21 protein-coding genes, 1 tRNA gene and 1 pseudogene are annotated in these 24,898 nt (G+C 73.8%); 7 read left to right on the top strand and 16 right to left on the bottom strand.

Features of this window, described 5'->3' with window-relative positions; genetic code table 11:
• The 6 genes and pseudogenes from rpsA to E4A51_RS03545 all read right to left on the bottom strand — a co-directional run.
• Nucleotides 1-197, bottom strand: a pseudogene (gene rpsA / locus E4A51_RS03570) (30S ribosomal protein S1); the annotation flags it as partial.
• Between the two features lie 204 nt (nt 198-401).
• Nucleotides 402-1,427 (bottom strand): 6-phosphofructokinase, encoded by a 1,026-nt coding sequence (locus tag E4A51_RS03565; protein WP_046528483.1) that lies wholly within the window; start codon nt 1,425-1,427, stop codon nt 402-404.
• A 160-nt stretch (nt 1,428-1,587) separates the two neighbouring features.
• Nucleotides 1,588-3,330, bottom strand: coding sequence for an ABC transporter ATP-binding protein (locus tag E4A51_RS03560; protein ID WP_134850866.1), 1,743 nt, complete (start codon nt 3,328-3,330; stop codon nt 1,588-1,590).
• Between the two features lie 2 nt (nt 3,331-3,332).
• Nucleotides 3,333-4,274, bottom strand: a complete 942-nt coding sequence (locus tag E4A51_RS03555) for an ABC transporter permease (protein WP_070318961.1) — start codon at nt 4,272-4,274, stop codon at nt 3,333-3,335.
• Nucleotides 4,271-5,275, bottom strand: coding sequence for an ABC transporter permease (locus E4A51_RS03550; protein WP_134850865.1), 1,005 nt, complete (start codon nt 5,273-5,275; stop codon nt 4,271-4,273). Before E4A51_RS03550 ends, E4A51_RS03555 begins: the two co-directional genes overlap by 4 nt.
• A 17-nt stretch (nt 5,276-5,292) precedes the next feature.
• A complete protein-coding gene (locus E4A51_RS03545; RefSeq protein WP_070318959.1) occupies nt 5,293-6,966 on the bottom strand; it encodes an ABC transporter substrate-binding protein in 1,674 nt (557 codons plus the stop codon).
• Nucleotides 6,967-7,091: 125 nt separating this feature from the next.
• On the opposite strand from E4A51_RS03545, the gene E4A51_RS03540 reads away from it, so the two are divergent.
• A complete protein-coding gene (locus tag E4A51_RS03540; protein ID WP_046528486.1) occupies nt 7,092-7,919 on the top strand; it encodes a class I SAM-dependent methyltransferase in 828 nt (275 codons plus the stop codon).
• Nucleotides 7,920-7,936: 17 nt separating this feature from the next.
• Here the strand turns inward: E4A51_RS03540 and E4A51_RS03535 are convergent, their stop codons facing one another.
• From E4A51_RS03535 to polA, 3 genes are all read right to left on the bottom strand, one after another.
• Nucleotides 7,937-9,493, bottom strand: a complete 1,557-nt coding sequence (locus E4A51_RS03535; RefSeq protein WP_240696366.1) for a cation acetate symporter — start codon at nt 9,491-9,493, stop codon at nt 7,937-7,939.
• A gap of 101 nt (nt 9,494-9,594) precedes the next feature.
• Nucleotides 9,595-9,966, bottom strand: a complete 372-nt coding sequence (locus E4A51_RS03530) for a DUF485 domain-containing protein (RefSeq protein WP_134850864.1) — start codon at nt 9,964-9,966, stop codon at nt 9,595-9,597.
• 284 nt (nt 9,967-10,250) lie between these two features.
• Nucleotides 10,251-12,977 carry a DNA polymerase I gene (gene polA, locus E4A51_RS03525; RefSeq protein WP_134850863.1) on the bottom strand — a complete coding sequence of 909 codons (2,727 nt, stop codon included), beginning with the start codon at nt 12,975-12,977 and terminating at the stop codon, nt 10,251-10,253.
• Nucleotides 12,978-12,995: 18 nt separating this feature from the next.
• Here polA and E4A51_RS03520 point away from each other — a divergent pair, with 18 nt between their 5' ends.
• Entirely contained in the window at nt 12,996-13,406 is a 411-nt protein-coding gene (locus E4A51_RS03520; RefSeq protein WP_070319667.1) for a hotdog fold thioesterase, read from the top strand.
• Here E4A51_RS03520 and E4A51_RS03515 read toward each other — a convergent pair.
• On the bottom strand, nt 13,322-13,990 hold the full coding sequence (locus E4A51_RS03515) for a GNAT family N-acetyltransferase (protein WP_236686714.1): 669 nt from the start codon (nt 13,988-13,990) through the stop codon (nt 13,322-13,324). The two genes, E4A51_RS03520 and E4A51_RS03515, sit on opposite strands and share 85 nt — an antisense overlap.
• Before the next feature lie 382 nt (nt 13,991-14,372).
• Here E4A51_RS03515 and E4A51_RS03510 point away from each other — a divergent pair, with 382 nt between their 5' ends.
• Genes E4A51_RS03510 through E4A51_RS03495 form a run of 4 tightly spaced genes read left to right on the top strand, consistent with a single transcriptional unit; the run spans nt 14,373 to nt 18,504 of the window.
• Entirely contained in the window at nt 14,373-15,746 is a 1,374-nt protein-coding gene (locus E4A51_RS03510) for a branched-chain amino acid ABC transporter permease (protein WP_233421121.1), read from the top strand.
• Nucleotides 15,747-15,762: 16 nt separating this feature from the next.
• Nucleotides 15,763-16,749, top strand: coding sequence for a branched-chain amino acid ABC transporter permease (locus E4A51_RS03505; protein ID WP_046528491.1), 987 nt, complete (start codon nt 15,763-15,765; stop codon nt 16,747-16,749).
• Nucleotides 16,739-17,692, top strand: a complete 954-nt coding sequence (locus tag E4A51_RS03500) for an ABC transporter ATP-binding protein (protein ID WP_134850862.1) — start codon at nt 16,739-16,741, stop codon at nt 17,690-17,692. The genes E4A51_RS03505 and E4A51_RS03500 overlap by 11 nt, the downstream gene beginning before the upstream one ends.
• Nucleotides 17,689-18,504, top strand: coding sequence for an ABC transporter ATP-binding protein (locus E4A51_RS03495; RefSeq protein ID WP_046528493.1), 816 nt, complete (start codon nt 17,689-17,691; stop codon nt 18,502-18,504). Before E4A51_RS03500 ends, E4A51_RS03495 begins: the two co-directional genes overlap by 4 nt.
• A 326-nt stretch (nt 18,505-18,830) precedes the next feature.
• Here the strand turns inward: E4A51_RS03495 and E4A51_RS03490 are convergent, their stop codons facing one another.
• Complete coding sequence (locus E4A51_RS03490; RefSeq protein WP_070319663.1) at nt 18,831-20,126, bottom strand: ABC transporter substrate-binding protein; 1,296 nt, start codon at nt 20,124-20,126, stop codon at nt 18,831-18,833.
• A gap of 203 nt (nt 20,127-20,329) precedes the next feature.
• A complete protein-coding gene (locus tag E4A51_RS03485; RefSeq protein ID WP_134850861.1) occupies nt 20,330-21,016 on the bottom strand; it encodes an ANTAR domain-containing response regulator in 687 nt (228 codons plus the stop codon).
• Between the two features lie 147 nt (nt 21,017-21,163).
• Between E4A51_RS03485 and E4A51_RS03480 the strand changes: the two genes are divergently transcribed.
• Nucleotides 21,164-21,237 (top strand) — tRNA-Leu (locus E4A51_RS03480).
• Nucleotides 21,238-21,273: 36 nt separating this feature from the next.
• Here the strand turns inward: E4A51_RS03480 and E4A51_RS03475 are convergent.
• The 4 genes from E4A51_RS03475 to E4A51_RS03460 form a co-directional block, all read right to left on the bottom strand.
• Nucleotides 21,274-22,278: a MerR family transcriptional regulator gene (locus E4A51_RS03475; protein ID WP_134850860.1), complete on the bottom strand. Its 1,005-nt coding sequence runs from the start codon at nt 22,276-22,278 to the stop codon at nt 21,274-21,276.
• Nucleotides 22,265-22,957 (bottom strand): HEAT repeat domain-containing protein, encoded by a 693-nt coding sequence (locus E4A51_RS03470; RefSeq protein ID WP_134850859.1) that lies wholly within the window; start codon nt 22,955-22,957, stop codon nt 22,265-22,267. Before E4A51_RS03470 ends, E4A51_RS03475 begins: the two co-directional genes overlap by 14 nt.
• A gap of 85 nt (nt 22,958-23,042) precedes the next feature.
• A complete protein-coding gene (locus tag E4A51_RS03465; RefSeq protein WP_046528495.1) occupies nt 23,043-23,594 on the bottom strand; it encodes an isochorismatase family protein in 552 nt (183 codons plus the stop codon).
• Nucleotides 23,595-23,789: 195 nt separating this feature from the next.
• A complete protein-coding gene (locus E4A51_RS03460; protein ID WP_134850858.1) occupies nt 23,790-24,815 on the bottom strand; it encodes an RDD family protein in 1,026 nt (341 codons plus the stop codon).
• Nucleotides 24,816-24,898 lie beyond the last annotated feature (83 nt).

The following is a 24,898-nucleotide window of genomic DNA, read 5'->3' as shown; positions in this document are numbered from 1 at the left end:
ATGACGCCCTCGGTCTTGTAACCGATGTCGAGCAGGACCTCGTCGCGGTCGACCTTGACGATGGTGCCCTCGACGATGTCGCCATCGTTGAAGTACTTGATGGTGGCGTCGATCGCGGCGAGGAAGTCCTCGGCCGAACCGATGTCGTTCACCGCGACCTGCGGGGCGGCGGGCTTCGCGGGGGTGGAGATGCTCATGTAGGGGTGGGCTCCGATGCGGACAGGATGTAGTGCGGACAGGAGTGGTGTCGTCTCGGCAACAGCGCCGATCGCCCGGGTGTTCCCGGAACCCGCCCCCGACGTCGGCCGAGGGCCGGACCACGAGCAGGGCGAGAACGCGAGAGCGCGCGTATCACCGCCGTCCACCCTATCGGGTGGACGGCGGCACAGGCAAAGGGGCCGTCAGGCGAGCGCCCGCGCGACGGTCAGCAGGTCCTGCGGGACGTGCTTGACCTTCCCGGCGATCTCCTGGATCGGGACCAGCACGACCTCCTCGCCCCGGACCGCCGTCATGACGTTCGTCGTCCCGGCCGTCACCGCGTCGATCGCCGCCACGCCGAAGCGCGACGCGAGGATCCGGTCGGCCGCCGTGGGGATGCCGCCGCGCTGCGTGTGCCCCAGCACCGTCACGCGCGTGTCGAAGCCCGTGCGCTGCTCGATCTCGACCTTGAGCCGCTCGCCGATCGCACCGGCGACGATCTCGCCGAACTTGCCGACCTGCGTCTCGTAGTGCATCGAGGTGCCCTCGGCCGGCACGGCTCCCTCGGCGACGACGAGGATCGAGAAGCTCGCGTGCGCGCGGTGCCGGTGCTTGAGGAACTTCACGACCTTGTCGATGTCGAACGGGTCCTCGGGCGCCAGCACGAGCTCGGCGCCGCCCGCGATGCCGGACGTCACCGCGATCCAGCCGGCGGTGCGGCCCATGACCTCGACGATCATCACGCGGTTGTGGGACTCGGCCGTCGTGTGGATGCGGTCGATCGCCTCGGTCGCGATGCTGACGGCCGTGTCGAAGCCGATCGACGCGTCGGTGCCCCACACGTCGTTGTCGATGGTCTTCGGGATGCCGACGACCTTGACGCCCGCCTCGGCCACCTTGCTCGCGGCGTGCAGCGTGCCGTCGCCGCCGATGCAGATGAGGGCCTCGATGCGCTCGGCCTCGAGGGTCGCGAGCACCGCGTCGAGCCCGCCGTCGGACGCGTGCGGGTGGAACCGCGCGGTGCCCAGCAGCGTGCCGCCCGTGGGCAGGACGTTGCGGATGTGCTGGCGTCCCATCGGCATGACGTCGCCGTCGACGACGCCCTTCCAGCCGTTGCGGAAGCCGATGATCGAGTGCCCGTGCTCACCCTCCCCCCGCTTGACGACCGCTCGGATCGCGGCGTTCAGGCCCGGGACGTCGCCGCCTCCGGTCAGCAGACCGACTCGCACGCTGCAGCTCCTCGTTCGCAGGGGTCACCCCCGGGAGGTCGGGGGGATGGGGCGCGCGTCCACGCGGCGCCGGTACCACCCTAGCGAGTGACGCCGGCCACGCCGCGTGCCTTCGGTCCCGGGCGGGCCGCCGACCTGCGCCGACGGCCCGCCCGGCTCGTCAGGCGCTGCGCCCGAGGTCGAGGTCGCGACCGGGGATCGCGTCCAGCAGCGCCCGCGTGTACGCGGTCCGGGGCGCCCCGAAGACGTCGTCGACCGTGCCCTGCTCGACGAGCCGACCGCCCTGCATGACGCACACGTGGTCGGCGATCTGCCGGACCACCGCCAGGTCGTGGCTGATGAACAGGTACGACAGCCCGAGCCGCGCCTGCAGGTCGGCGAGCAGGTGCAGGATCTGCGACTGCACGACGACGTCGAGCGCCGAGACCGCCTCGTCGCACACCACGAGCTCGGGCTCGAGCGCGAGCGCCCGCGCGATCGCGACGCGCTGCCGCTGACCGCCCGAGAGCTCGGACGGGTACCGCCGCAGCAGGTCCGCGGGCAGCGCGACCTGGTCCATGAGCTCCCGGACCCGCGCGCGCCGCGCCGCACGGTCGCCGAGGCCGTGCGCGCGCAGCGGCTCCTCTATCGTGCGGTACACCGTGAACAACGGGTCGAGCGACGCGTACGGGTCCTGGAAGATCGGCTGCACGCGCCGCCGGAACGCGACCTCGCCCGCGCGGTCGCGCGACGCGACGTCCACGCCGTCGAACCGGATGGACCCCGACGTCGGCGGCAGCAGGTCGAGCATCATGCGCGCGACCGTGGACTTCCCCGATCCCGACTCCCCCACGACCGCGACCGTCCGCCCGCGCGGGATCACGAAGCTCACGTCGTCGACGGCGGTGAGGTCGGTGCCGCGGCCGAGCAGTCCCCGCCCGCGCAGGCGGAAGACCTTCGTGACGTGGTCGACCTCCACGAGGGGGCGCTCGTCGTCGTCCGCCGGTCCGGCGGCGCCGTCGGGCACGGTCGCGGTCGGTGCGAGCAGGTCCTCGCCGGCCGGCTGCGCGACCGCGACGCCCTGCCGCGCGAGCTCGATGCGCCGGGACGCGAGCGACGGCGCCGCGGCGAGCAGGCGGCGCGTGTACTCGTGCCGCGGGTCGGTCAGCAGCGTGCGCGCGGCGCCCTGCTCGACGACCTCGCCGCGGTACATCACGACGACCCGGTCGGCGCGCTCGGCGGCCAGCCCCAGGTCGTGCGTGATGAGCAGCACGGCGACCCCGAGCCGGTCGGTGAGGTCGGTGAGCCCGTCGAGGATCGTGCGCTGCACCGTGACGTCGAGCGCCGACGTGGGCTCGTCGGCGATGAGCAGCTGCGGGCGCGCCGCGAGGCCCATCGCGATGAGCGCGCGCTGGCGCATGCCGCCCGAGAACTCGTGCGGGTACTGCTGCGCGCGCCGCGCCGCGTCGGGCAGCCCGGCCTCGGCCAGCAGCTCGACCGTCCGCGCGCGCACGCCGCGCCCGCGGACGACGCCGTTGTCGACGAGCGTCTCGTCGACCTGCGCGCCGACCCGACGCACGGGGTTGAGGTTGGACATCGGGTCCTGCGGCACCATCGCGATGCGCGCGCCGCGCAGGCGGTGCATCGCGGCGTCGTCGTACGTGACGAGGTCCTCGCCGTGGAAGAGGATCTGCCCGCCGGTCACGGCGCCGTTGCCGGCGAGCAGCCCGATGACCGCCGCCGCGGTGGTGGACTTGCCGGACCCCGACTCGCCCACCACGGCGACGGTCTCGCCCGCGCGGACGTCGAACGACACGCCCCGCACGGCCGTCGACCGGCCCGCCTCGGTGCGGAACGTGACCTCGAGGTCACGGATGCTGAGCAGCGGCTGCTCGCCGCCGGTGGTGCCGGGTGCGCTCGTCACGCTCACCGCCTCCTCGATCGCGGGTCGAGGGCCTCGCGCAGCGCCTCGCCGAACAACGTGAACCCCAGCGCGGTCACGGAGATGCAGACACCGGGCCACAGCGCGAGACGCGGCGCGATCTCGAGCTCGTTCTGCGCGGCGACGAGCATGCGTCCCCACTCGGCCGTGGTGGGCGAGCCGCCGCCCAGGCCCAGGAACGACAGCGCGGCTGCCTCGATGACCGCCGTCGCGAGCAGCAGCGTCGCCTGCACGATCACGGGCGACACGCTGTTCGGCAGGACGTGGCTCATGGTCACGGTGCGGCGCGACAGCCCCAGGGAGCGCGCGGCGAGCACGTAGTCCTGCCCGCGCTGCGCGAGCATCGAGCCGCGCAGCAGCCGCGCGAAGACCGGCACCTGCACGACGCCGATCGCGACGACCACCGCCGACGGCGTCTGACCGGCCACCGCCGCGATCGACACCGCGAGCAGCAGGCTCGGCACGGCGAGCATGAGGTCGACCAGCCGCATGGCCACCGAGTCGACCCAGCCGCCGAACGCGCCCGCGAGCAGCCCCAGGGCAGCACCGCCCGCGAGGCCGAGCAGCGTCGAGAGCACGCCGATCAGCAGCGACGACCGGGCACCCCAGATCAGCTGGGACAGCACGTCGGCGCCGTACCGGTCGAGCCCCAGCGGGTGCGCGGCCGACGGACCGGGGATGAAGGTCGGGCGCACGTCCGCCCGGCCCGGCAGGGCGCCGGCCGGGTGCTGCGCGAGCACCGGCGCGAGCAGCGCGACCAGGACGAACGCGACGACGATCGCGGCGCCGAGCAGCGCCGCGGGGTTGCGGACCAGGCGCCGCGCCGCGACCCGCCACAGGGCCTCGCCCGCGCGGCGGTCCTCCGCGAGCGCGTCCCCCGGGTCCACGGGGGGCTGCGGGACCTCGTACACCTCGGGTGCGCTCATCGCGTCCTCATCCTCGGGTCGATCAGGCCGTACGACACGTCCACCGCGAGGTTGACGAGGGCGTAGACCACGGCGATGAGCAGGATGAAGCCCTGCAGCACGGCGTAGTCGAGGTCGAACACCGCGTCGGCGAGGAACTTGCCGACGCCGGGGAACGCGAACACCGTCTCGGTGAGCACCGCGCCGGACAGCAGCAGGCCGACCTGCAGCCCGATCGTCGTGGACACCGGGAGCATCGCGTTGTGCAGGATCACGCGCCGGCGCACGTGCGGCACCGACAGGCCCTTGGCCCGGGCGGTGCGGACGTAGTCGGCGTGCTGCACGTCGATGACGGACGCGCGCGTGATGCGCGCGATGATCGCGAGCGGGATCGACCCGAGCGCGAGCGCGGGCAGCACGAGGTGCACGACGGCGTCCCAGCTCGCGTCCCACTCGCGCGTCATGAGGCCGTCGAGCACGTAGAACCCCGTGGGGTGGGTCGCGATCATCGCGGGGTCCTGCCGGCCCGAGGACGGGAACCAGCCGAGCTGCACCGCGAACAGCCACTTGAGCAGGAACGCGAGGAAGAACACCGGCACCGTGACGCCCAGCAGGGACAGTACGACGGCGGCGTGGTCGAGCGCGCGGCCCTGGTACCGGGCCGCGAGGTAGCCCAGCGGGATGCCGAGCCCGACGGCGACGACCAGCGCGACGAGCGAGAGCTCGACCGTCGCCGGGAACCGTGCGAGGAACTCGTCGAGCACGGGCCGCCCCGTGCGCGTCGAGACGCCGAAGTTGCCCTGCAGGAGCTGGCCGAGCCACTGCACGTACTGCTGCGGGAGCGGCCGGTCGAAGCCGTAGAGCTGGTTGATCCGCTCGACCGCCTCCGGGGTCGCGCGCTCCCCCAGGAGGGCCGTCGCCGGCCCGCCCGGGAGAGCGCGCACCCACAGGAACAGCAGGACCGACAGCCCGAGCAGGGTCGGGACGAGCAGCGCGAGGCGCCGCAGGATCAGTCGGGTCATCGGGTGGTGCCGCTCCCTCAGTCGCCGAGCGTGACGACGTTGTAGACCTCGTCCTGGACCGGCGAGGCCGGGTAGCCCTTGACGTCGGCCTTGAACGCGAGCGACGGGACCGGGTGCGCGAGCGGGACTCCCGGCAGGAAGTCCATGATCGCGGCGTTGGCCTGCTCGTAGGCCGTCGTCTGCTCGTCGATGTCGGCGACGTAGCGCGCGTCGTTGACGGCCTGGAAGAGGGCCGGGTCGTCGAAGCCCCACTCGTTGGACGGGGCCCCGAAGAACACGCCGATGAAGTTGTAGGTGTCGTTGTAGTCACCGGTCCACCCGAGCAGGTGCAGGCCGTGGTCGGCGCCGCCCTGGATCTTGTCGAGGTACTCGGGGTTCCAGGGGTCGGGCACGGCGTTGACCGTGATGCCGACGGCCTCGAGGTCCGCCGAGATCGCGGTGAAGACCTGCTCGGGCGTCGGCATGTACGGCCGCGACACGTTGGTCGGGTAGTTGAAGTCGATCGTGAGGTCGGACCTCCCGGCCTCGGCGAGCAGCGCCTTCGCCTTCTCGGGGTCGTACGCGTACTGCGCGACGTCGGGGTTCCAGCCCGCGACCGACGGCGGGACGAAGTTCGTCGCGACCTCCGTGCCCTCGGGCAGCGTCTGCGCGACGAGCGCCTCCTTGTCGATCGCGTACGCGATGGCCTGGCGCACGCGCGGGTCGGCGAGGTCGGGGTTCGCCTGGTTCATGCCGAGGTAGAGGATGTTGAACGGCTCGCGGTTGACGATCTGGAACCCGGCGTCCTCGAGCGCGACGACGTCGGCGGGGCCGACGAGGTCGTAGCCGTCGATGTCGCCGGCCTGCAGGGCCTGCCGCCGCGCGGTCGCGTCGGAGATGATCGGGAAGACGATGCGGCGCACCTGGCCCTGGTCGCCCCAGTAGTCGTCGTAGGCGGTCAGCACGACCTGCTCGCCCGGGCTCCAGGACTCGAACGTGTAGGGGCCGGTGCCCGTCGGGTGGCCGGTCGCGTACGCGGGCAGCACGGGGGCGTCGCCCTCGCCCGTGACGCCGTCGGCGTCGTACTCCTGCAGCGCGGTGGGCGACTGCATCGAGAACGCCGGGAGAGAGAGCGCCGAGACCAGCTCGGGCAGCGGGCTCTTGAGGTGCACGACGGCCGTGCCCGCGTCGGGAGCCTCGCACGACTCGTACTTGCCGGTGCCGTTCAGCGTCGCGACGTCGCTCGTCGCGAAGCCGCCGTTGACCTTCTGCCAGTAGTACGAGAGCGACTCGGACTGCAGCACGCCCGTGAAGCCGTTCCACCGGTCGAAGTTGAAGCACACCGCGTCGGCGTCGAAGTCGGTGCCGTCGTGGAACGTCACGCCCTCCTTGAGCCGGAACGTGTACTCCAGGCCGTCGTCGCTGACCTCCCACGACTCGGCGAGCAGCGGCGCGGGGTCGGCCGTGCCCGGCTCGACGCCGACGAGGCCCTCGAAGATCTGCCGCGCGACGCGGAACGACTCGCCGTCGTTGGCGAGGGCCGGGTCGAGCGACGCGGGGTCGGACGACGCCGCGAAGATGAACGTGTCACGGCCGCCGCCGCTCGCGCCGTCGGTGGTGCCGCCCTGCGCGTCGCGGTCGCTCGCGGCGCACGCGGTCAGGGCGAGCCCTGCCACGACGCCCACGGCGACGATCTGCCACCTGCTCTTCACTGGTGCCACCCTTCGTCAGGACGCAGCGGTGCGCTGCGCCGTGCGGAACCCCCGCGACGGTAGGTGTGCTGTGTCACACCTGTGTTACCGCTGGGTACGCGTTGTGATGCGGACAGACTGGGCGCGTGACCGACGGATCCCAGGACGACGCGCTCGCCGACGCGGGCTACCACGACGTGCCCGCGGAGGCCGGCGGCCGCGCGGCCCGCGGCTGGTGGGACGCGAACGCCGAGGAGTACCTCGACGAGCACGGCGCGTTCCTCGGACCTGCCGACCTGCTGTGGTGCCCCGAGGGTCTGCGCGAGTCGCAGGCCCGGCTGCTGGGCGACGTGCGCGGGTCGCGCGTGCTCGAGGTCGGCGCGGGCGCCGCCCAGGGCTCGCGCTGGCTGCGCACGGTCGCGGGTGCGGACGCGGTCGCGACCGACGTGTCGGCGGGCATGCTGGCCGCGGCCGCCCGGCTCGACGCCGCGGCCGGCACCCGCACGCCGCTCGTGCAGGCCGACGCGCGTGCGCTGCCGTTCGCCGACGCGTCGTTCGACGTCGTGTTCACGGCGTTCGGCGCCCTCCCGTTCGTGCCCGACGCCGAGCGCGTGCACCGCGAGGTCGCGCGCGTGCTGCGGCCGGGCGGCCGGTGGGTCTTCTCGGTCACCCACCCGCTGCGCTGGGCGTTCCCCGACGACCCGAGCGAGCACGGGCTGACCGCGACGCGCTCGTACTTCGACCGCCGGCCGTACGTCGAGACGGCCGCCGACGGGCGCGTGCTGTACGCCGAGTACCACCGCACGGTCGCCGACCACGTCGCCGACGTCGTGGGCGCCGGGCTCGTGCTCGACGGCCTGGTCGAGCCCGAGTGGCCGGCGGGCCACGAGCGCGTGTGGGGCGGGTGGGGGCCGGTGCGCGGCGCCCGGCTGCCCGGGACGCTGATCGTGCGCGCGCACCGACCCCGCACCTGAGCGGGGCGCTCCCCCGGTCAGTGGGACGTCGCCTTCTCGGCGCCCGCACCCGTGAGGGAGCGGACCTCCATCTCGGCGAACTTCTCGGGGTGCGGCTTCTCCTTCGACAGCAGCGTGCCGACGATCCCGAGCAGGAACGCCAGCGGGATCGACACGATCCCGGGGTTCTCGAGCGGGAACACCGCGAAGTCGACGCCCGTGTCGCGGATCATCGACAGGCTCTCGCCCGTCGCGGGGTCGACCTTGCCCGACACGACCGGCGACAGCGCGATGAGGAGCACGCACGAGACGAGCCCGCCGTACATGCTCCACAGCGCGCCCGCGGTGTTGAACCGCTTCCAGAACAGCGAGTAGATGATCGTCGGCAGGTTGGCCGACGCCGCGACGGCGAACGCGAGCGCGACGAGGAACGCGACGTTCTGCCCGTTGGCGAAGATGCCGCCGACGATCGCGAGCGCGCCGATCGCGACGACCGTGATGCGCGCGACGCGCACCTCGCCGTCGGGCGCGACCTCGCCGCGCTTGATGACCGACGCGTAGATGTCGTGCGCGAACGACGCCGCGGCCGTGATCGTGAGCCCCGCGACGACCGCGAGGATCGTCGCGAACGCGACCGCCGAGATGATCCCGAGCAGGAACACCCCGCCGAGCTCGTAGGCGAGCAGCGGCGCGGCCGAGTTGGCCTTGCCGGGTGCGCCGAGGATCCGCTCGGGCCCGACGATCGCCCCGGCGCCGTAGCCGAGCACGAGCGTGAACAGGTAGAAGATGCCGATCAGCCAGATCGCCCACACGACCGACCGGCGCGCCTCCTTGGCCGACGGCACGGTGTAGAACCGCATGAGCACGTGCGGCAGGCCGGCGGTCCCGAGCACGAGCGCGAGGGCGAGCGACAGGAAGTTCAGCTGCGTGAGCGCCGACGCGCCGTACTGGCGGCCGGGCTCGATGAGGGTCTCGCCGCCCTCGCCCGCGGTGTCGATCGCGCCCTGCAGCAGCGCGGACAGGTCGAACCCGTACCGCGCGAGCACCCAGAGCGTCATGACGCCCGCGCCGGCGATCAGCAGGACGGCCTTGATGATCTGCACCCAGGTGGTGCCCTTCATGCCGCCGACCAGGACGTACATGATCATCAGCGCGCCGACCACGGCGATGACCAGCCCCTGCGCGGCGGCGTTGTCGATGCCGAGCAGCAACGCGACGAGCCCGCCGGCGCCGGCCATCTGCGCGAGCAGGTAGAAGAACACGACCGCGAGCGTCGAGATCGCGGCCGCCATCCGCACGGGCCGCTGCCGCAGGCGGAACGACAGCACGTCCGCCATCGTGAAGCGCCCGGTGTTGCGCAGCAGCTCCGCGACGAGCAGCAGCGCCACGAGCCACGCGACGAGGAAGCCGATCGAGTAGAGGAACCCGTCGTACCCGTAGACGGCGATCGCGCCGCAGATGCCGAGGAACGACGCGGCCGACAGGTAGTCGCCCGCGATGGCCGTGCCGTTCTGCGGCCCGGTGAAGGAGCGCCCGGCGGCGTAGTAGTCGGCGGCGCTGCGGTTGTTCCGCGACGCGCGGAAGACGATGACCATCGTCACGAGCACGAACGCGCCGAAGATCGCGATGTTGACGGCCGGCTCGCCGACCTGCTCGGCCGGGGCGGCCGCGGCCAGGACCGGGGCGGTGAGCGCGCTCACGCGACGCCCCCCTCGCCGTGGCGGCGGCTCGCGGCGTCGTCCAGCACGGCGCCGGACTCGATGTGCTCGCGCAGCCGCTCGGCGACCGGGTCCTGCTTCTGGTTGGCCCACCGCGCGTACGCCATGGTGATGACGAACGTCGACACGAACTGCCCCAGGCCCAGCAGCAGCCCGACGGTGACGTTCCCCGCGACCCGCGTGCTCATGAGGTCGTGCGCGTAGTTCGCGAGCAGCACGTAGAGGAAGTACCAGACGAGGAACAGCGCCGTCAGCGGGAAGACGAACCGCCGGAAGCGTCGCCGCAGGTCCTGGAACTCCGCCGAGCGCTGCACACGCTGGTAGTCGGTCTCGTGATGACTCTCGGACACGTGCACCTCCGGGGGTCCCGGTCGGCACCGTCGCCGACCGCAGGTCGCCCACTGTGGCCTACATCACCCCCACAATCCAGACTTCGCGGCGCGAAACGCCGGGCGTGTCGCGCCGGACGTCCACCGAGGTCACGCGATCCGGTGACTCACGGCTCCGGGGCGCGACGACACGGACGGGCGCGACTAGCCTGCGCGCCCGTCCGGTTCGCGGTCTCCCGACGCCGCGGCGCGCGGCCCGCGGCGGCGCGCCGTCGCGGGAGGGGTGCCGCGCCGTCGCGCGCCGGTCAGTGCCCCGCGGCGTGCCAGCTCGCCCCGACACCCACCGAGACGTCGAGCGGCACGTCGAGCGGACCGCCCGGAAGACCGTCGCCCGCGTGGCCCATCTGCTCGCGCACGAGCGCCTCGACCTCGTCCCGCTCGCCGTCGGCGACCTCGAGCACGAGCTCGTCGTGCACCTGCAGCAGCATGCGCGACGTCAGCCCGCGGCGGGTCAGCTCGCGGTCGACACCGAGCATCGCGACCTTGATGAGGTCGGCCGCGCTGCCCTGGATCGGCGCGTTGAGCGCCATGCGCTCGGCCATCTCGCGGCGCTGCCGGTTGTCGCTCGTGAGGTCCGGCAGGTACCGCCGGCGGCCGAGGATCGTCGCGGTGTAGCCGGTCGCGCGCGCCTGGTCGACGACCCCCGTGAGGTAGTCCCGCACGCCGCCGAAGCGCTCGAAGTAGTCCGCCATGAGCGCCGACGCCTCGGACACCTCGATCGACAGCTGCTGCGACAACCCGTACGACGACAGGCCGTACGCGAGGCCGTAGCTCATCGCCTTGATCTTCGACCGCATCGCCGACGTGACCTCGTCGGTCGGCACGCCGAACACGCGCGACCCGACGTAGCTGTGCAGGTCCTCCCCCGAGCGGAAGGCCGCGATGAGGCCCTCGTCGCCCGACAGGTGCGCCATGATGCGCATCTCGATCTGCGAGTAGTCCGCCGTGAGCAGCGTGGCGTACCCCGGGCCCACCACGAACGTGCGGCGGATCTGCCGGCCCGCCTCGGTGCGGATCGGGATGTTCTGCAGGTTGGGGTCCGCCGACGACAGGCGCCCGGTCGCGGCGATCGTCTGCTGGAAGGTCGTGTGGATGCGACCGTCGTCGCCGACGGACCGCAGCAGCCCCTCGACGGTCTGGCGCAGCCGGATCGTGTCGCGGTGCGCGAGCAGGTGCTCGAGGAACGGGTGCCCCGTGCGCGCGAACAGGTCCGTCAACGCGGCCGCGTCGGTCGTGTACCCGGTCTTGATCCGCTTGGTCTTGGGCATGCCCAGCTGGTCGAACAGCACCTCCTGCAGCTGCTTGGGCGACCCGAGGTTCACCTCGCGGCCGATCACCGCGTACGCGTCGGCGGCCGCGGCCTGCACCTGGGCGTCGAACTCGCGCTCGAGCGAGGTCAGGTCGTCGCGGTCGATCGCGATGCCGGTGCGCTCCATGCGTGCCAGGACGTCCTGCAGCGGTAGCTCGAGGTCGGTCAGCAGTCCCGCGGCGCCCCGGTCGGCCACCTCGGCGCCGAGCACGTCCACGAGGTCGCGCACGGCGGCCGCCCGCACCGCGGCACGCCGCCCCTCGTCCGCGCCGTCCACCTCGAGGTCGAGCGCACCCTGGCCCGCCGACGAGTCGTCGTCGCCCCCCAGCTCGCGGTGCAGGTAGCCGATCGCGAGGTCCGGCAGGTCGTACGCGCGCCGGTCGGGCTGGCACAGGTACGCCGCGAGCTCGGTGTCGTAGGTGACGCCGTGCAGGGGCAGGCCGCGACCGTCGAGCGCGTGCCACGCCTCCTTGGCCGCGTGCAGCGCCTTGCCGCGCGCGGGGTCCGCGAGCCAGGCCGCGAGCGCGGTCTCGTCCGCGGGGTCGATCGCCGTGAGGTCGTACGCGACGGCCTGCCCGGCGGCGTCCGCGATCGCGACGCCCCACGCGTCGCCGCGCGCGGGCGCGCCGGAACCGCGGACGTCGAGGCCGAGCACGTCGTCGCGACGCGCGTCGAGCCAGGCCGCGAGCCCGCCGACACCGGTCTCGACGAGGTCGAGCGCCGCCGCGGTCGCGACGCGCTCGTCGCGTCCCTCGTCGGGGAGCATCGCGAACAGCCGGTCGCGCAGGGTCCGGAACTCGAGCTCGTCGAGCAGCGCGTGCAGCGCCGCGCGGTCCCACGGGCGGACCGCCAGGTCCTCGGGGCCGACCGGGAGCTCGAGGTCGGTGAGCAGCCGGTTCAGCTCACGGTTGAGCGCGACCTGCTCGACGTGCGCGCGCAGCGACTCCCCGGCCTTGCCGGTGATCCGCTCGGCGTTCTCGAGCACGCCCGCCAGGCCGTCGTACTGGCCGATCCACTTGGCGGCCGTCTTGGGCCCCACGCCGGGGACACCCGGCAGGTTGTCGCTGGTCTCCCCCACGAGCGCGGCGACGTCGGGGTAGCGCTGCGGCGGCACGCCGTACTTGGCCTCGACCGCCTCCGGCGTCATGCGCGCCATCTCCGACACGCCGCGCACCGGGTACAGCACGGTGACCGTCTCGGACACGAGCTGGAAGGAGTCGCGGTCGCCCGAGCAGATGGCGACGTGCATGCCTTGCTCGCGCGCCTGCGTCGTGAGCGTCGCGAGGATGTCGTCCGCCTCGAAGCCGGGCTTGTCGAGCACCTGCACGTGCATGGTCGCCAGGAGCTGCTTGATGACGTCGACCTGGCCGCGGAAGGGCTCGGGCGTCGCGGCGCGGTTGCCCTTGTACGACTCGAGCCGCTCGGTGCGGAACGTCGTGCGGCCCGCGTCGAACGCGACCGCGACGTGCGTCGGCTCCTCGTCGCGCAGCAGGTTCGCGAGCATCGACGTGAAGCCGAACACCGCGTTGGTCGGCTGGCCGGACGACGTCGCGAAGTTCTCCACGGGGAGCGCGTAGAACGCGCGGTACGCCATCGAGTGCCCGTCGATCAGGAGCAGGCGCGGGGTGGTCGTGGTGCTGGTCGCTGGCTGGTCGGCGCTCACGGTGCCAACCTATCTGCCATGTCCGACACCGCCGCGCCCTTCGCCATGCCCCCGACCGACGGCACGCTGATCGCCCGGCTCGGCATCGACGTGCTGGAGGTGCGGCCGGACGGCGCGGTCGGCACGATGCCCGTCGACGGCAACACGCAGCCGTACGGGCTGCTGCACGGCGGCGCGTCCGCCGCGCTGGCCGAGACGCTCGGGTCGCTCGCGGCGGTCGCGCACGCGGGCCCGGGGCGAGCGGCCGTCGGCGTCGAGCTCAACGCCACGCACCACCGCGCCGCGCGCGGCGGCACCGTGACCGGCACGGCCCGCGCGCTGCACCTCGGCCGCTCGGTGGCGACCTACGAGGTCGAGGTGGCCGACGAGGACGGCCGACGGCTGTGCACCGCGCGCCTCACCTGCATGCTCATCGACGCACCGGCCTGACGCGGCGCGTCGTCGTCACCGGCCACGCGCTGCCGCGCGCGCCGCCGGCGCTCGATGAGGTCCTCGATGCCCCGCACCGACGACCGCCGCGCCGGCGCGGGGACGTCGAGCGCGAGCCGGCGCAGGAGCGCGGACGTGGCGACGACCCGGTGGCCGCCCGCGGGCGCGAAGCCGAGCCGGGCCAGGAACCGCTGCATGCCGCGCGAGCCGGGCAGCGGCGCGGCGTACACGTCGCCGGCGCCCGCGTCCTCGGCGAGCTCGGCCGCCGCCTGCAGCATCGCGTGGCCGAGGCCGCGCCGGCGCCACTGGGGCCGCACGTACACCGCGTCGAGGCTGAGCACGACGGCCCGCGACATCAGGCCCGGGCCCATCGTGCGGCACAGCACGAGACCCGCGAGCTCGTCGTCGCACGTCGCGACGAGGACCGTCCCGCCGTCGACCGAGCCGAGGACCGCGAGCTGCTCGCGCAGCTCGTCGCGGTCGTCGGAGCAGAGCTGACGCCCCACGCCGGACTCCGCGCGCGCCTGCAGGCAGAGGTCGACGAGGCCCTCGAGGTCGGACGACGTCGCGGGTCGGACGTGCACACCTGGCCGCACTGCGGGCCTCCCGGGGACGAGGGTGGGTCGCGGCGCCGGTCTCCCCCGGTCGGCGCCAGGTCGATCATGGCCCAGGTCCGGCGTCGTGCCTAGGGGCCCGGCGTGCCCCGTCCCGGTGAACCCCGTCACGTCGGCCGCAGGTCGAGTCGTCGCCGACATTCACGCGAAACAGATGCCACGCAACGCTCGCGCACCGGAAATGAACAGGACACAATTCGTCCCTATCGTCTGCTGACCGGTGGGCGAGGGCCCATCACATCGACGTGCGGCGCCCAGGCGCCCGTGCCCGACCACCAGGACGGAGGTCACCGTGCGAGCAGTCGCGTACCGGGACCGATCCGTCGCCCTGCGACGTGGAGGCGCGGCCGTCGTGCTCGCCCTCCTCACGGCCCTGACGACGCTCGGCGTCGCCGGGTCGGCACAGGCGGCGACCACACCGTGCAGCCCCGACGACGCCACCGCGTGCCTCAACGTCACCGTCACGGTGCCGGGGACGGGGCCCGTCGCGGGGGCCGCCCTGACCGTCGAGGGCGAGGCGGGGACGCTCGAGGCCACGACGGACGCGGCCGGCAAGGCGGCGTTCGCGCTCACGGCGGCGGGCGACTACACCGTGACGGTCGACGAGGGCACGCTGCCGGCCGGCACCGTGCTCAAGGACCCGGCCGCGAACCCCGCGACGGTCACGGTCGCGCTGGGTCGCTCCGCCGGGCGCATCGTGCAGGTCGTGCCGCCCGGCGAGGCCGGCGGCGGCGCGACCGAGAGCCCGACGGGCGGCGCGACCACGTCGCCGTCGCCGGGTGCGAGCGCCGACGCCGACGCCGGTGCGGAGGCCGAGGCGAGCGCCGAGGCGTCCGCCGGCCCGGGCACCAACCGGTACGCCCAGCTGCTCCTCGCGGGCACGGTCTTCGGCGTGCTGCTGGCGCTCGCGTCGCTCGGCGCCAACCTCATCTACGGCACGACCGGGCTGTCGAACTTCGCGCACGGCGAGCTCGTGACCCTCGGCGGCATGACCGCGTTCATGGCGGTCCAGTGGTGGCACCTGCCGCTGTGGCTCGCGATCGTCGTCGCGACCGTGGCGGGCGCGGCGGCCGGGTGGCTGCTGAACACGCTGCTGTTCGCGCCGCTGCGACGCCGCGGCGTGGGGATCACGCAGCAGATGATCGTCACGATCGGCCTGTCGCTCGCGCTGCTGTCGGCGTTCCTGTTCGCGTTCGGCGCGCAGCCCGCGCCGATCGTCTCCGGGATCTCGCAGCGCATGCAGCTGGGGCCCGTGCAGATCTCCGCGCAGTCGCTGGTCTCGGTGGCCGTCGCGCTCGTCGTGCTCGCGGCGGTCGCGTTCACGCTCGCCCGCACGCGGCTGGGACGCGCGACGCGCGCCGTCTCGGACAACCCCGCGCTGGCCGCGGCGACCGGCATCAAGGTCGAGTCCGTCATCAGCCGGGTGTGGGTCGCGTCCGCGGCGCTCGCGTCGCTCGGCGGCGTGCTGCTCGCGCTCTACCTCAACACCACCCGCTTCAACTTCGGCTCGACGCTGCTGCTGCTGATGTTCGCCGCGATCACGCTGGGCGGCCTCGGCTCGCCGCTCGGCGCGGTCCTCGGGGCGCTCGTCATCGGGCTGGTCGTCGAGCTCTCGACCCTCGTGCTGCCCAACGACATGCGGTACGCGAGCGCGCTGGTCATCCTCATCCTCGTCCTGCTGCTGCGGCCGCAGGGCATCCTCGGGCGCGCCGAGCGCATCGGCTAGCGGGAGGTCGTCGCTCATGGACTTCGGACAGCTCTTCACCAACGTCCTCAACGAGATGCTGGGCCCGACCGCGATCGCGTACGCGCTCGCCGCGATCGGCCTGAACATCCACTTCGGGCTCACGGGCCTGATCAACATGGGCCAGGCCGGCTTCATGCTGCTGGGCGCGTACGGGTTCGCCGTCGCGACCGTGCAGGGCGCGCCGCTGTGGCTCGCGTTCGTCGTCGCGATCGCGCTGTCGGTGGTCTTCGCGCTGCTGCTCGGCCTCCCGACCCTCAAACTGCGGGGCGACTACCTCGCGATCGTCACGATCGCCGCCGCCGAGATCGTCCGCATGATCGGACGGTCGACCGCGCTGACCGACGTCACGGGCGGCTCCGAGGGGCTCACGGGCAACGCGTTCAAGCACACGTTCCAGGACGCGTCGCCGTTCCCCGACGAGCGGTGGACCCTCGGGCCGCTCACGCTCGCGACCAACACGTCGAACTCGTGGTGGCTGCGCATCGTGGGCTGGACCCTCGTGCTGCTCGCGTGCCTGCTGGTGTGGCGCCTGATCCGCAGCCCGTGGGGACGGGTCCTCAAGGGCATCCGCGAGGACGAGGACGCCGTGCGGGCGCTCGGCAAGAACGTCTACGGCTACAAGCTGCAGGCGCTCGTGCTCGGCGGCGTGTTCGGTGCGCTGGGCGGCATCGTGTTCGTCCTCGCGAGCTCCGTGCAGGCCGACTCCCTGGGACGGCCCGTCACGTTCAACACCTGGACGATCCTGCTGCTGGGGGGCGCCGCGACGGTCCTGGGCCCGGTGCTCGGCTCGCTGCTGTTCTGGGGCGCGCTGGTCTTCGTCCGCGGGTTCCTGCGCGGGATCGTCCCGGCGGACGCGCTGTCCGTCCAGCAGATCGAGCAGATCGGCTGGGTGCTGGTCGGCCTGACCCTCATGGCGCTCATCGTGTTCCGCCCCCAGGGGATCCTGGGCGACAAGAAGGAGCTGGCGATCAATGCCCGCTAAGGACGTCGTGGAGCAGGCCCGGCGCGACCTCGCGCACGTCCCCCGCGTCCCGGGGGTACGCAAGCCCGACGCCGTGCTCGTCGCGGACGGCGTGCGGCGCAGCTTCGGCGGCGTCAACGCCGTCGACGTCGAGCACCTCGAGGTGCAGAAGAACGTCATCACGGCGCTCATCGGCCCCAACGGTGCGGGCAAGACCACGTTCTTCAACCTCATGACGGGGTTCGACAAGCCCGACACGGGCACGTGGGTGTTCGACGGCACGCCGCTGGCGGGTGTCGCGGCGTCGCGCGTCGCGAAGGCCGGCATGGTCCGCACGTTCCAGCTCACGAAGGCGCTCGCGCGCATGACGGTGCTCGACAACATGCGGCTCGGCGCGCGCGACCAGCCGGGCGAAGGGCTGTTCGCGGCGCTCGTGAAGCCGCTGTGGGCCGCGCGCGAGCGCGAGATCACCGACAAGGCGATGTCGCTGCTCGAGCGGTTCAAGCTCGACGCCAAGAAGGACGACTTCGCCGGCTCGCTGTCGGGCGGGCAGCGCAAGCTCCTCGAGATGGCGCGCGCGCTGATGTCCAACCCCGCGCTCGTCATGCTCGACGAGCCGATGGCGGGCGTGAACCCCGCGCTCACGCAGTCCCTGCTCGGGCACATCACCGACCTGCGCGACTCCGGCACGTCGGTGCTGTTCGTCGAGCACGACATGCACATGGTGCGGCACATCTCCGACTGGGTCGTCGTCATGGCGCAGGGGCAGGTGGTCGCCGAGGGCCCCCCGTCGGAGGTGATGGCCGACCAGGCAGTGATCGACGCCTACCTCGGTGCGCACCACGACACCGACCTGGGCGACGACGCGCTGCTCGACGAGGGCGGCGTGATCGACGCCGAGGCGCAGGCCGAGGCCGACGCCGAGCTCGAAGACGCCGAGAAGGCGGAGGGGACCGCACCGTGACCGAGACCACCGCACCCGCGCTGCACCGCGGCGCGCCCGCCGGCGAGCCGCTGCTGCACGCCGACGAGCTCGTCGCCGGCTACCTGCCGGGCGTCAACATCCTCAACGGCTGCTCGCTCGTGCTCCACCCCGGCGAGCTCGTCGGGATCATCGGCCCCAACGGAGCCGGCAAGTCCACGCTGCTCAAGGCGCTGTTCGGGCTGGTGGGCATCCGCAGCGGCTCCCTGACGCTGCAGGGCGAGGAGATCAGCAACCTGCGCGCCGACGCGCTCGTGCGCCGCGGCGTCGGGTTCGTGCCGCAGACGAACAACGTGTTCCCGAGCCTGACCATCGAGGAGAACCTCCAGATGGGCGTCTACCAGACGCCCGCGAAGTTCTCCGAGCGGCTCGAGGTCGTGCTCGACCTCTTCCCCGAGCTGACCAAGCGGCGCAAGCAGCGTGCCGGGGCGCTGTCCGGCGGGGAGCGGCAGATGGTCGCGATGGCGCGCGCGCTCATGCCCGAGCCGTCGGTCCTGCTGCTCGACGAGCCGTCGGCCGGGCTGTCGCCCGTGCGTCAGGACGAGGCGTTCCTGCGCACGCGCCGCATCAACAAGGCGGGCGTGTCGGTCGTCATCGTCGAGCAGAACGCGCGCCGCGCGCTGCAGATCTGCGACCGCGCGTACGTGCTCGACCAGGGGCGCAACGCCTACTCGGGGCCCGGCCGCGAGCTGATGAACGACCCCAAGGTCATCCAGCTGTACCTGGGGACGCTCGCGGCCGACGTCGACGCCGCGCGCGCCGCCGAGGGCGACGCGTCCGCGCCGACCGACTGACCGACCGACCCACACCCTGGCCCGCTCGACGAGGCCCCGACCGCCGCCCGGTGGTCGGGGCCTCGTCGTGCCGCGACGCGCCCCGGGCCCGGGTCCCGGCGACGCGTGCCGCGGGGCCGGCGGCCCTGCGCACCGAGCCCGGACGCGGGACGGCGCCACGAGGCGCCCGGCTCGTTCCGGCGGCCCGTGGCGCGGCGGGCGTCCGACTCTGCCCGCAGCCCCGTGACGCGCCGAGACATCCCGGACCGTCCGCGGACGCACGGCACGCGTCGACCCCCGGAGCCTGCGCTCCGGGGGCCGACGCGTGCCGTGCGGGGTCCTTGGGCTCAGCCCTGCGGGACCTCGCCCTCCTCGGAGCGGCTGAACGTGTACGTGTTCTCGGGACCGAACTGGTAGATCCCGATGAAGGCCGACGAGGGGTCGTTGGCCTCGTTGAACGGGCCGACGCCCGACGCCGACTGGTACGCGATGTCCTCGCCGTCCGCGAGGAGCTTCGAGCACTCCTCCCAGCCGGTGCACTCGGTGCCGCCGTCCGCGCCCGAGACGGCCGCCATGTTGGCCTGGATCGTCTCGCCGTCGGACGCGCCGCCCTTGAGGGCCGCGAGCGCCACCAGCATGGTCGCGTCGTACGACTCGGGGCCGTACGAGTAGTCCTTGAGACCGGGGTCGACCTCGAGCATGCGGCCCTGGAACTCCTCCGACGGGTACGCGCCCGGCAGGGTGCCCTGCGCGTTCTCGAGCGTGCCGGCCGGGAACCCGGTGTCACCCTCGGTGCCGAAGTTCTGCAGGTTGCCGTCGACGAAGTACGTCTTGCTCATGTCCCAGCCCTGCGCGGCGAGCTCGCGCACGATCGCGGGGGTCTGGTCCGTGAACGCGAGGATCGCGATGGCGTCCGGGCCCGCGGCGATCGCGTCCGCGACGATGGTCGCGAAGTTGGTCTCGGCCGGGTCGAACTCCTGGCCCGACGTGCCGTAGACGACAGTGCCGCCGGCCTCGCCGACGACGCCCTCGACGACGTCGCGCAGCGACGTGCCGTACGAGTCGTTGAACACGAGGATCCCGACGTTCGACGCGCCGTCACCCACGATGAGGTTCCCGAGCACGTCACCCTGCACGGTGTCCGGCGGCGCGGTCCGGAAGTAGAAGTCCGAGTACCCGGACAGGTCGGTCGCCGTGTTCGCGGGCGACACCTGCACGATGCCCGCGCCCGTGATGTCGTCGACGATGTTCTTGGTGACCGACGACGACGCGGCCCCGATGATGGCGGAGACGCCCGCCGAGATGAGCTCCTGGGCCGAGGCTGTGGCGACCGAGGCGTTCTGCGCGTCGGACGAGTCGGTGTGCGTCACCTGCACGTCGGAGCCGAACAGGCCGCCGGCGTCGTTGATCTCCTTGACGGCCAGGTCGACGCCCGCGATCTCGGGCGGGCCGAGCTGCGCGAGCGAGCCGGTGACCGGGAGGATGGTGCCGATGTGCAGCGCCTCGCCGCCGTCACCACCGCCCGACGACGTCGCGTCGCCGCCGGACCCTGCCTCGTCGTCGCCCCCGGCACAAGCGGTGAGCGCCAGTGCGACCACTCCTGCGACTGCGAGCGCACGTCCTGCACGTGTCGAACGAATCATGCGTGTGGTACCCCTCTGTGAGCACTGCACCTGCCGGGGTCCGGCGCGGACCACGACGATGTGGCGCGAACGTACTCATGGTTTGTGTCCGACATGTGAATCGCAATGTCTCACAGATGTCGTTGCACATTCGTGACCCGCGAAATGCACCGAGCCCGGTCGACGCGAGGCGTCGACCGGGCTCGGGATGCGGCTCAGGGGCGTCAGGAGGCGGCGCCGCCGACCTGCTCGATGACGGCGTCCGCGACCTCGCGCATCGTCAGACGACGGTCCATCGACGTCTTCTGGATCCAGCGGAAGGACTCGGGCTCGGTCAGGCCCATCTTCGTCATGAGCAGGCCCTTGGCCCGGTCCACGCGCTTGCGGGTCTCGAAGCGCTCCGCGAGGTCGGCGACCTCGGACTCGAGCGCGGTGATCTGCGCGTAGCGGGAGATCGCGATCTCGACCGCGGGCAGCAGGTCCGCCGGGCTGAACGGCTTGACGACGTACGCCATCGCGCCCGCGTCGCGCGCGCGCTCGACCAGCTCGGTCTGCGAGAACGCCGTGAGCAGCACGACGGGCGCGAGGTGCGCCTTGCCGATGCGCTCGGCCGCCGAGATGCCGTCGAGGACGGGCATCTTGACGTCCATCACGACGACGTCGGGCTTGAGCTCGGTCGCGAGCTCGACGGCGCGCTCGCCGTCACCCGCTTCGCCGACAACCTCGAACCCCGCCTCGGTGAGCGTCTCGACGACGTCCATGCGGATGAGCGCCTCGTCCTCGGCGACGACCGCGCGGCGCGCGGGCCGACCGGCCGACGGCGCGGCGGCGCGGGGCGCCGGCTCGGCGGCGGGCAGGTCCAGACCCTGCGTCGCGTCCTGCGTGGGCTCGGTGCTGTCGTCCGTGGTCACGTGCACAGCGTAGTGCGCATCGACCCGTGGACGCGCGGTCCGCCACGTGGTCACCGTCACGCGCCGGTGCGCGACCGCGCCGTCGAGCACGCACAGGCACCGCACGCCGGACCGCCGCGGCGGCGGACGGCGCTAGGCTGGCACGCGGCCCCGATAGCCCAACCGGCAGAGGCGTTCGGCTCAAACCCGATCCAGTGTGGGTTCGAATCCCACTCGGGGCACACCACGCGTCCCGCGCGTCCCCGCACGTCGGCGGCTCAGCCGCACGTGCGCCGCAGCCGCAGCACGGCCGTCGCCGTGAGCGCGACGGGGCGTGCGGGATCCGCGGCCAGCCGCTCGAGCAGCGCGCGGGCACCGTCCCCCGGCACCTCCGCGAGCGCCCCCGCGATCCGCTGCCGCGCGGGCGGGTCCGCGAGCGCCGCCGCGTCCGCGACCCGGCGGGTGATCTCGGCGCGCACGTCCGGGTCCTCGGCCAGGACGCCGAGCGCCTCGGCGGCCTCGACGTCGTCCCGACCCTCGACGACGAGCCCGACGAGGGGCGCGACCGCACGCCGGTCGCCGCGTCGTCCGCCCGCCAGCAGGGCTCGCGCGCGCACCTCGGGGTCCGGGTCGACGTACGCGTCGGCGAGCGCCGCGACCGCGTCGGGGTCGTCGACGTCGGCGAGCGCGACGACCGCACGGCGCCGCCGCACCGCGTCGTCGTCCGCGAGCGCGGCGACGAGCACCGGGACGGCCGCCGCTGCGGCGCGCACCACCGCCCACCGCAGCGCGCCCGCCGCGTTGGGGTCGTCCTCGGCGAGGAGCGCGGCCGCGAGCGCGGCGCCGTCCCGGGGGTCGGCCGCGACGGTCATGAGCGCGGCCCGTTGCCGGGCCGCCGGCGTGCGGCCCGGCCCGAGCGCGCGCAGCAGGCCGACCGTGCGCAGCACGTCGGGCCACGCGGTCGGCGCACCCGCGCGCACCTGGGCCAGCCGGCCCAGGAGCTCGTCCTCGCGCGCGCGGCGCTCGCGCGCGGCCGCGACGAGCCCGTCGACGACGACGGCCGGGTCGAAGCCGGGGTCGTCGAGCGCGCGCGCCACCTCGCTCAGGCTCAGGCCCAGCGAGCGCAGACCCTCGACGTGCAGGAGACGACGCAGGTCGGCGTCCCCGTACTCGCGGTAGCCGGCCCGCGAGCGGCCGGTGGGCGGCACGAGGCCGATGCGGTCGTAGTGCCGCAGCATGCGTGCGCTGACCCCGGACCGTGCCGCGACCTCACCGATCAGCACCGGCGGCTCCCCCACCCGTGGGCGACGCGGCGAGCGCGACGACACGCCGGGCCTCGTCGACAGCGGCGTCGAACCCCTCGTCGGGATCGGCGACGAGCCGCTGCGTCGCGACGGCGTGCTCGCGGGCGTCACCACGTCGCTCCGCGAGCGCCTGCTCCAACGCGTCCGTCGCGGCGTCGCCGAGGGCCACGAGCGCGCGACTCAGGCTCAGCCGCACGTCGCGGCTCCCCCGCCCGAGCTGCGACACGAGCGCGGTCGCCAGGGCCCTCCGTCCGTCGTCGGGCGCCAACGCCGCCGCGGCGCGCCAGGCCGCACGAGCGACCTCGTCGTCCGGGTCCCGCAGCAGCGCGGTGACCGCGGGCCACGCACGCGGGTCGCCGATCTTCGACAGCGTGTGCAGCGCCTGGCTGCGCGCCTGCGGCACCGTCGACGTCAGCTCGCGGACGAGCGGCTCGACCGTGAGGTCCGCACCGTGACGCACCAGGGCCCACGTGAGCATCTCGCGCACCTGGAAGTCCGGCTCGACCGCGCACCGCGCGACGAGCGCCGGCACCTGCCCGGGCGCGGGGCGGGTCCCCGCCGCGAGCGCCGCCCGCAGCCGCGTCGACGCCGCGGCAGCCCCCAGCCCGGGGACGACGTCCTGCTCGGCGCGCGGGCGCGCGTCCTGCTCGTGGTTCACCTCGACCACCTCCGACGACCATCGAAGAGCCTGTCACGGTGACAAGGTCAAGGGGCCTCGGCGTGCGGCCCGGCGGGCTGGACGGTCAGCCGAAGGTGACCTCCGCGGCGGTCGCGGTGCCCGCGGTGCGCCCCGGTGCCGACTGGAACCCCCAGTACAGGTTCGTGTGCGCCACCACGGCGGCGGGCGGCGGGGCTCCCCACGGGGTCAGGTCCTCCGTGGTGTGGGCGTCGCTCACGAGCGTCACGTCGTAGCCGCGCGTGAACGCCCCGTGCAGGGTCGAGCGCACGCACGCGTCCGTCTGCGCGCCCGTCACGACGAGGCGTCCGACGCCGCGTGCGGCGAGCACGTCCTCGAGGTCGGTGGCCTCGAACGCGTCGCCGTAGCGCTTGTGCACGACCGGCTCGCCGTCCGCGACGTCGAGGTCCGGCACCACGCGCCACGCGTCGGAGCCGAGCTCGAGCTCGTCGCTCGAGTGCTGGACCCACACGACGGGCACGTCCTCGTCGCGTGCCCGGTCGACCAGCGACGCGATCCGGGCGACGACGCCGTCGCGGTCGTGCGCCCCGGTGACCACGCCCACCTGGACGTCGATCACGAGCAGCGCGGTGGCGGGGCGGTTCTCGAGCGTCGTCATGACGGCCTCCGGGAGGTACGGGCGGGCGGCGGAGCAGGACGTGGAGCCGATCGAGAGCCGCGTGGCACCGGCACCGGGCACGCGGTCGGTCGACACCGCCACGGTACGACCGCCCGCCGACACCGGCACCGGTCGCCTCGCACGGCCCGGGCGGACGGCTGCGTCAGGGCTCCGCCCGGCGGGGTCGGCGACGCGTCAGCGGCTCGTCCCGGCGAGGTCCGCGGCCGTGAGGGTGACACGCGCGCTGCACGCGAACCCACCGGCGTCGGCGTCGACCCGGCTCCGGACGTCGAGGCCGCCCGCACCGCCCGCGGCCCGTTCGACGTCGACGACCGTCTGCTCGCCGGCGGCCAGCGTGCCGGCCGCCGCGGCGTGCCAGACCCGCCCCTCGTCGGCACCGTCGAGCGCGGTGACGTCCGCCGTGACCTCGACCTCGCCGTGACCCGGCGCGCCGGGCAGCGCGGACCACACCACCCGGACCGTGCCCGGGGCGGCGGGGAGCTCCTGCCGGATCCACAGCCGCACCTCCCACGACGCGCTCCGCTCGACCTCGACGCGCGCGTGCAGACCCCGCGGCGCACCGTCCTCGAGCACGCAGGGCGCCTGCGCGACCGTCACGGTGGACGCGCCGCCGCTCTGCACGAACAAGGCGAGCAGCCCCACGACGCCCAGGGCCGCCGCGACCGACTGGGCCACGCGCGTCGGACGCGGCGCGACGGCCGCCCAGGCGGGCGGCCACGACGCGTCGACGACGACCGTGCGGGCCAGCGAGTCGGCGAACGTGCGCCGCTGCGGGTGCCACACGGGCCTGAGGTAGCCGATCAGCAGGACCGCGTCGAGCAGGTGCAGCAGCTGCCGCCACACCGTGCGCAGCGCGCCGACGGGACGCCCGGTCGCGTCGTCGACCACGACCATGCCGACGGCCCGCTTGCCGATCGTGGCACCCGTCCACGCCTGCAGGCCGAACTGGACGAGCAGCACCACGGCCACGGTCCACGACGCGGCGCCCCCGAGCTCCACCGGGACCGCGTCCGTGGCGCCCTGCCACGGCGGAAGACCGGGCCACACGGCCGGGACGCCCGCGCCCGGCGCGACGAGCCACACGCACAGCCCCAGCAGTCCCGAGTCCATCGCGACCGCCAGCACGCGCGCGAGCCACGACGCGTAGCGCCGCGCGACGACGTCGTCGTGGGGCGGGCGCAGGACCGCGGTGGCCGTCATCCCGACATCGTGGCAGACGCGGCACCGCACCCGTACGGCCTCGGCCCCGTCATCCGCCCGACCCCAGGGCGAGGACGACGACG

This window comes from Cellulomonas sp. HD19AZ1 (assembly GCF_004535805.1).
In the GTDB taxonomy this organism is placed as follows: domain Bacteria; phylum Actinomycetota; class Actinomycetes; order Actinomycetales; family Cellulomonadaceae; genus Cellulomonas; species Cellulomonas iranensis.
This window is presented reverse-complemented; position numbering and strand designations above follow the sequence as displayed.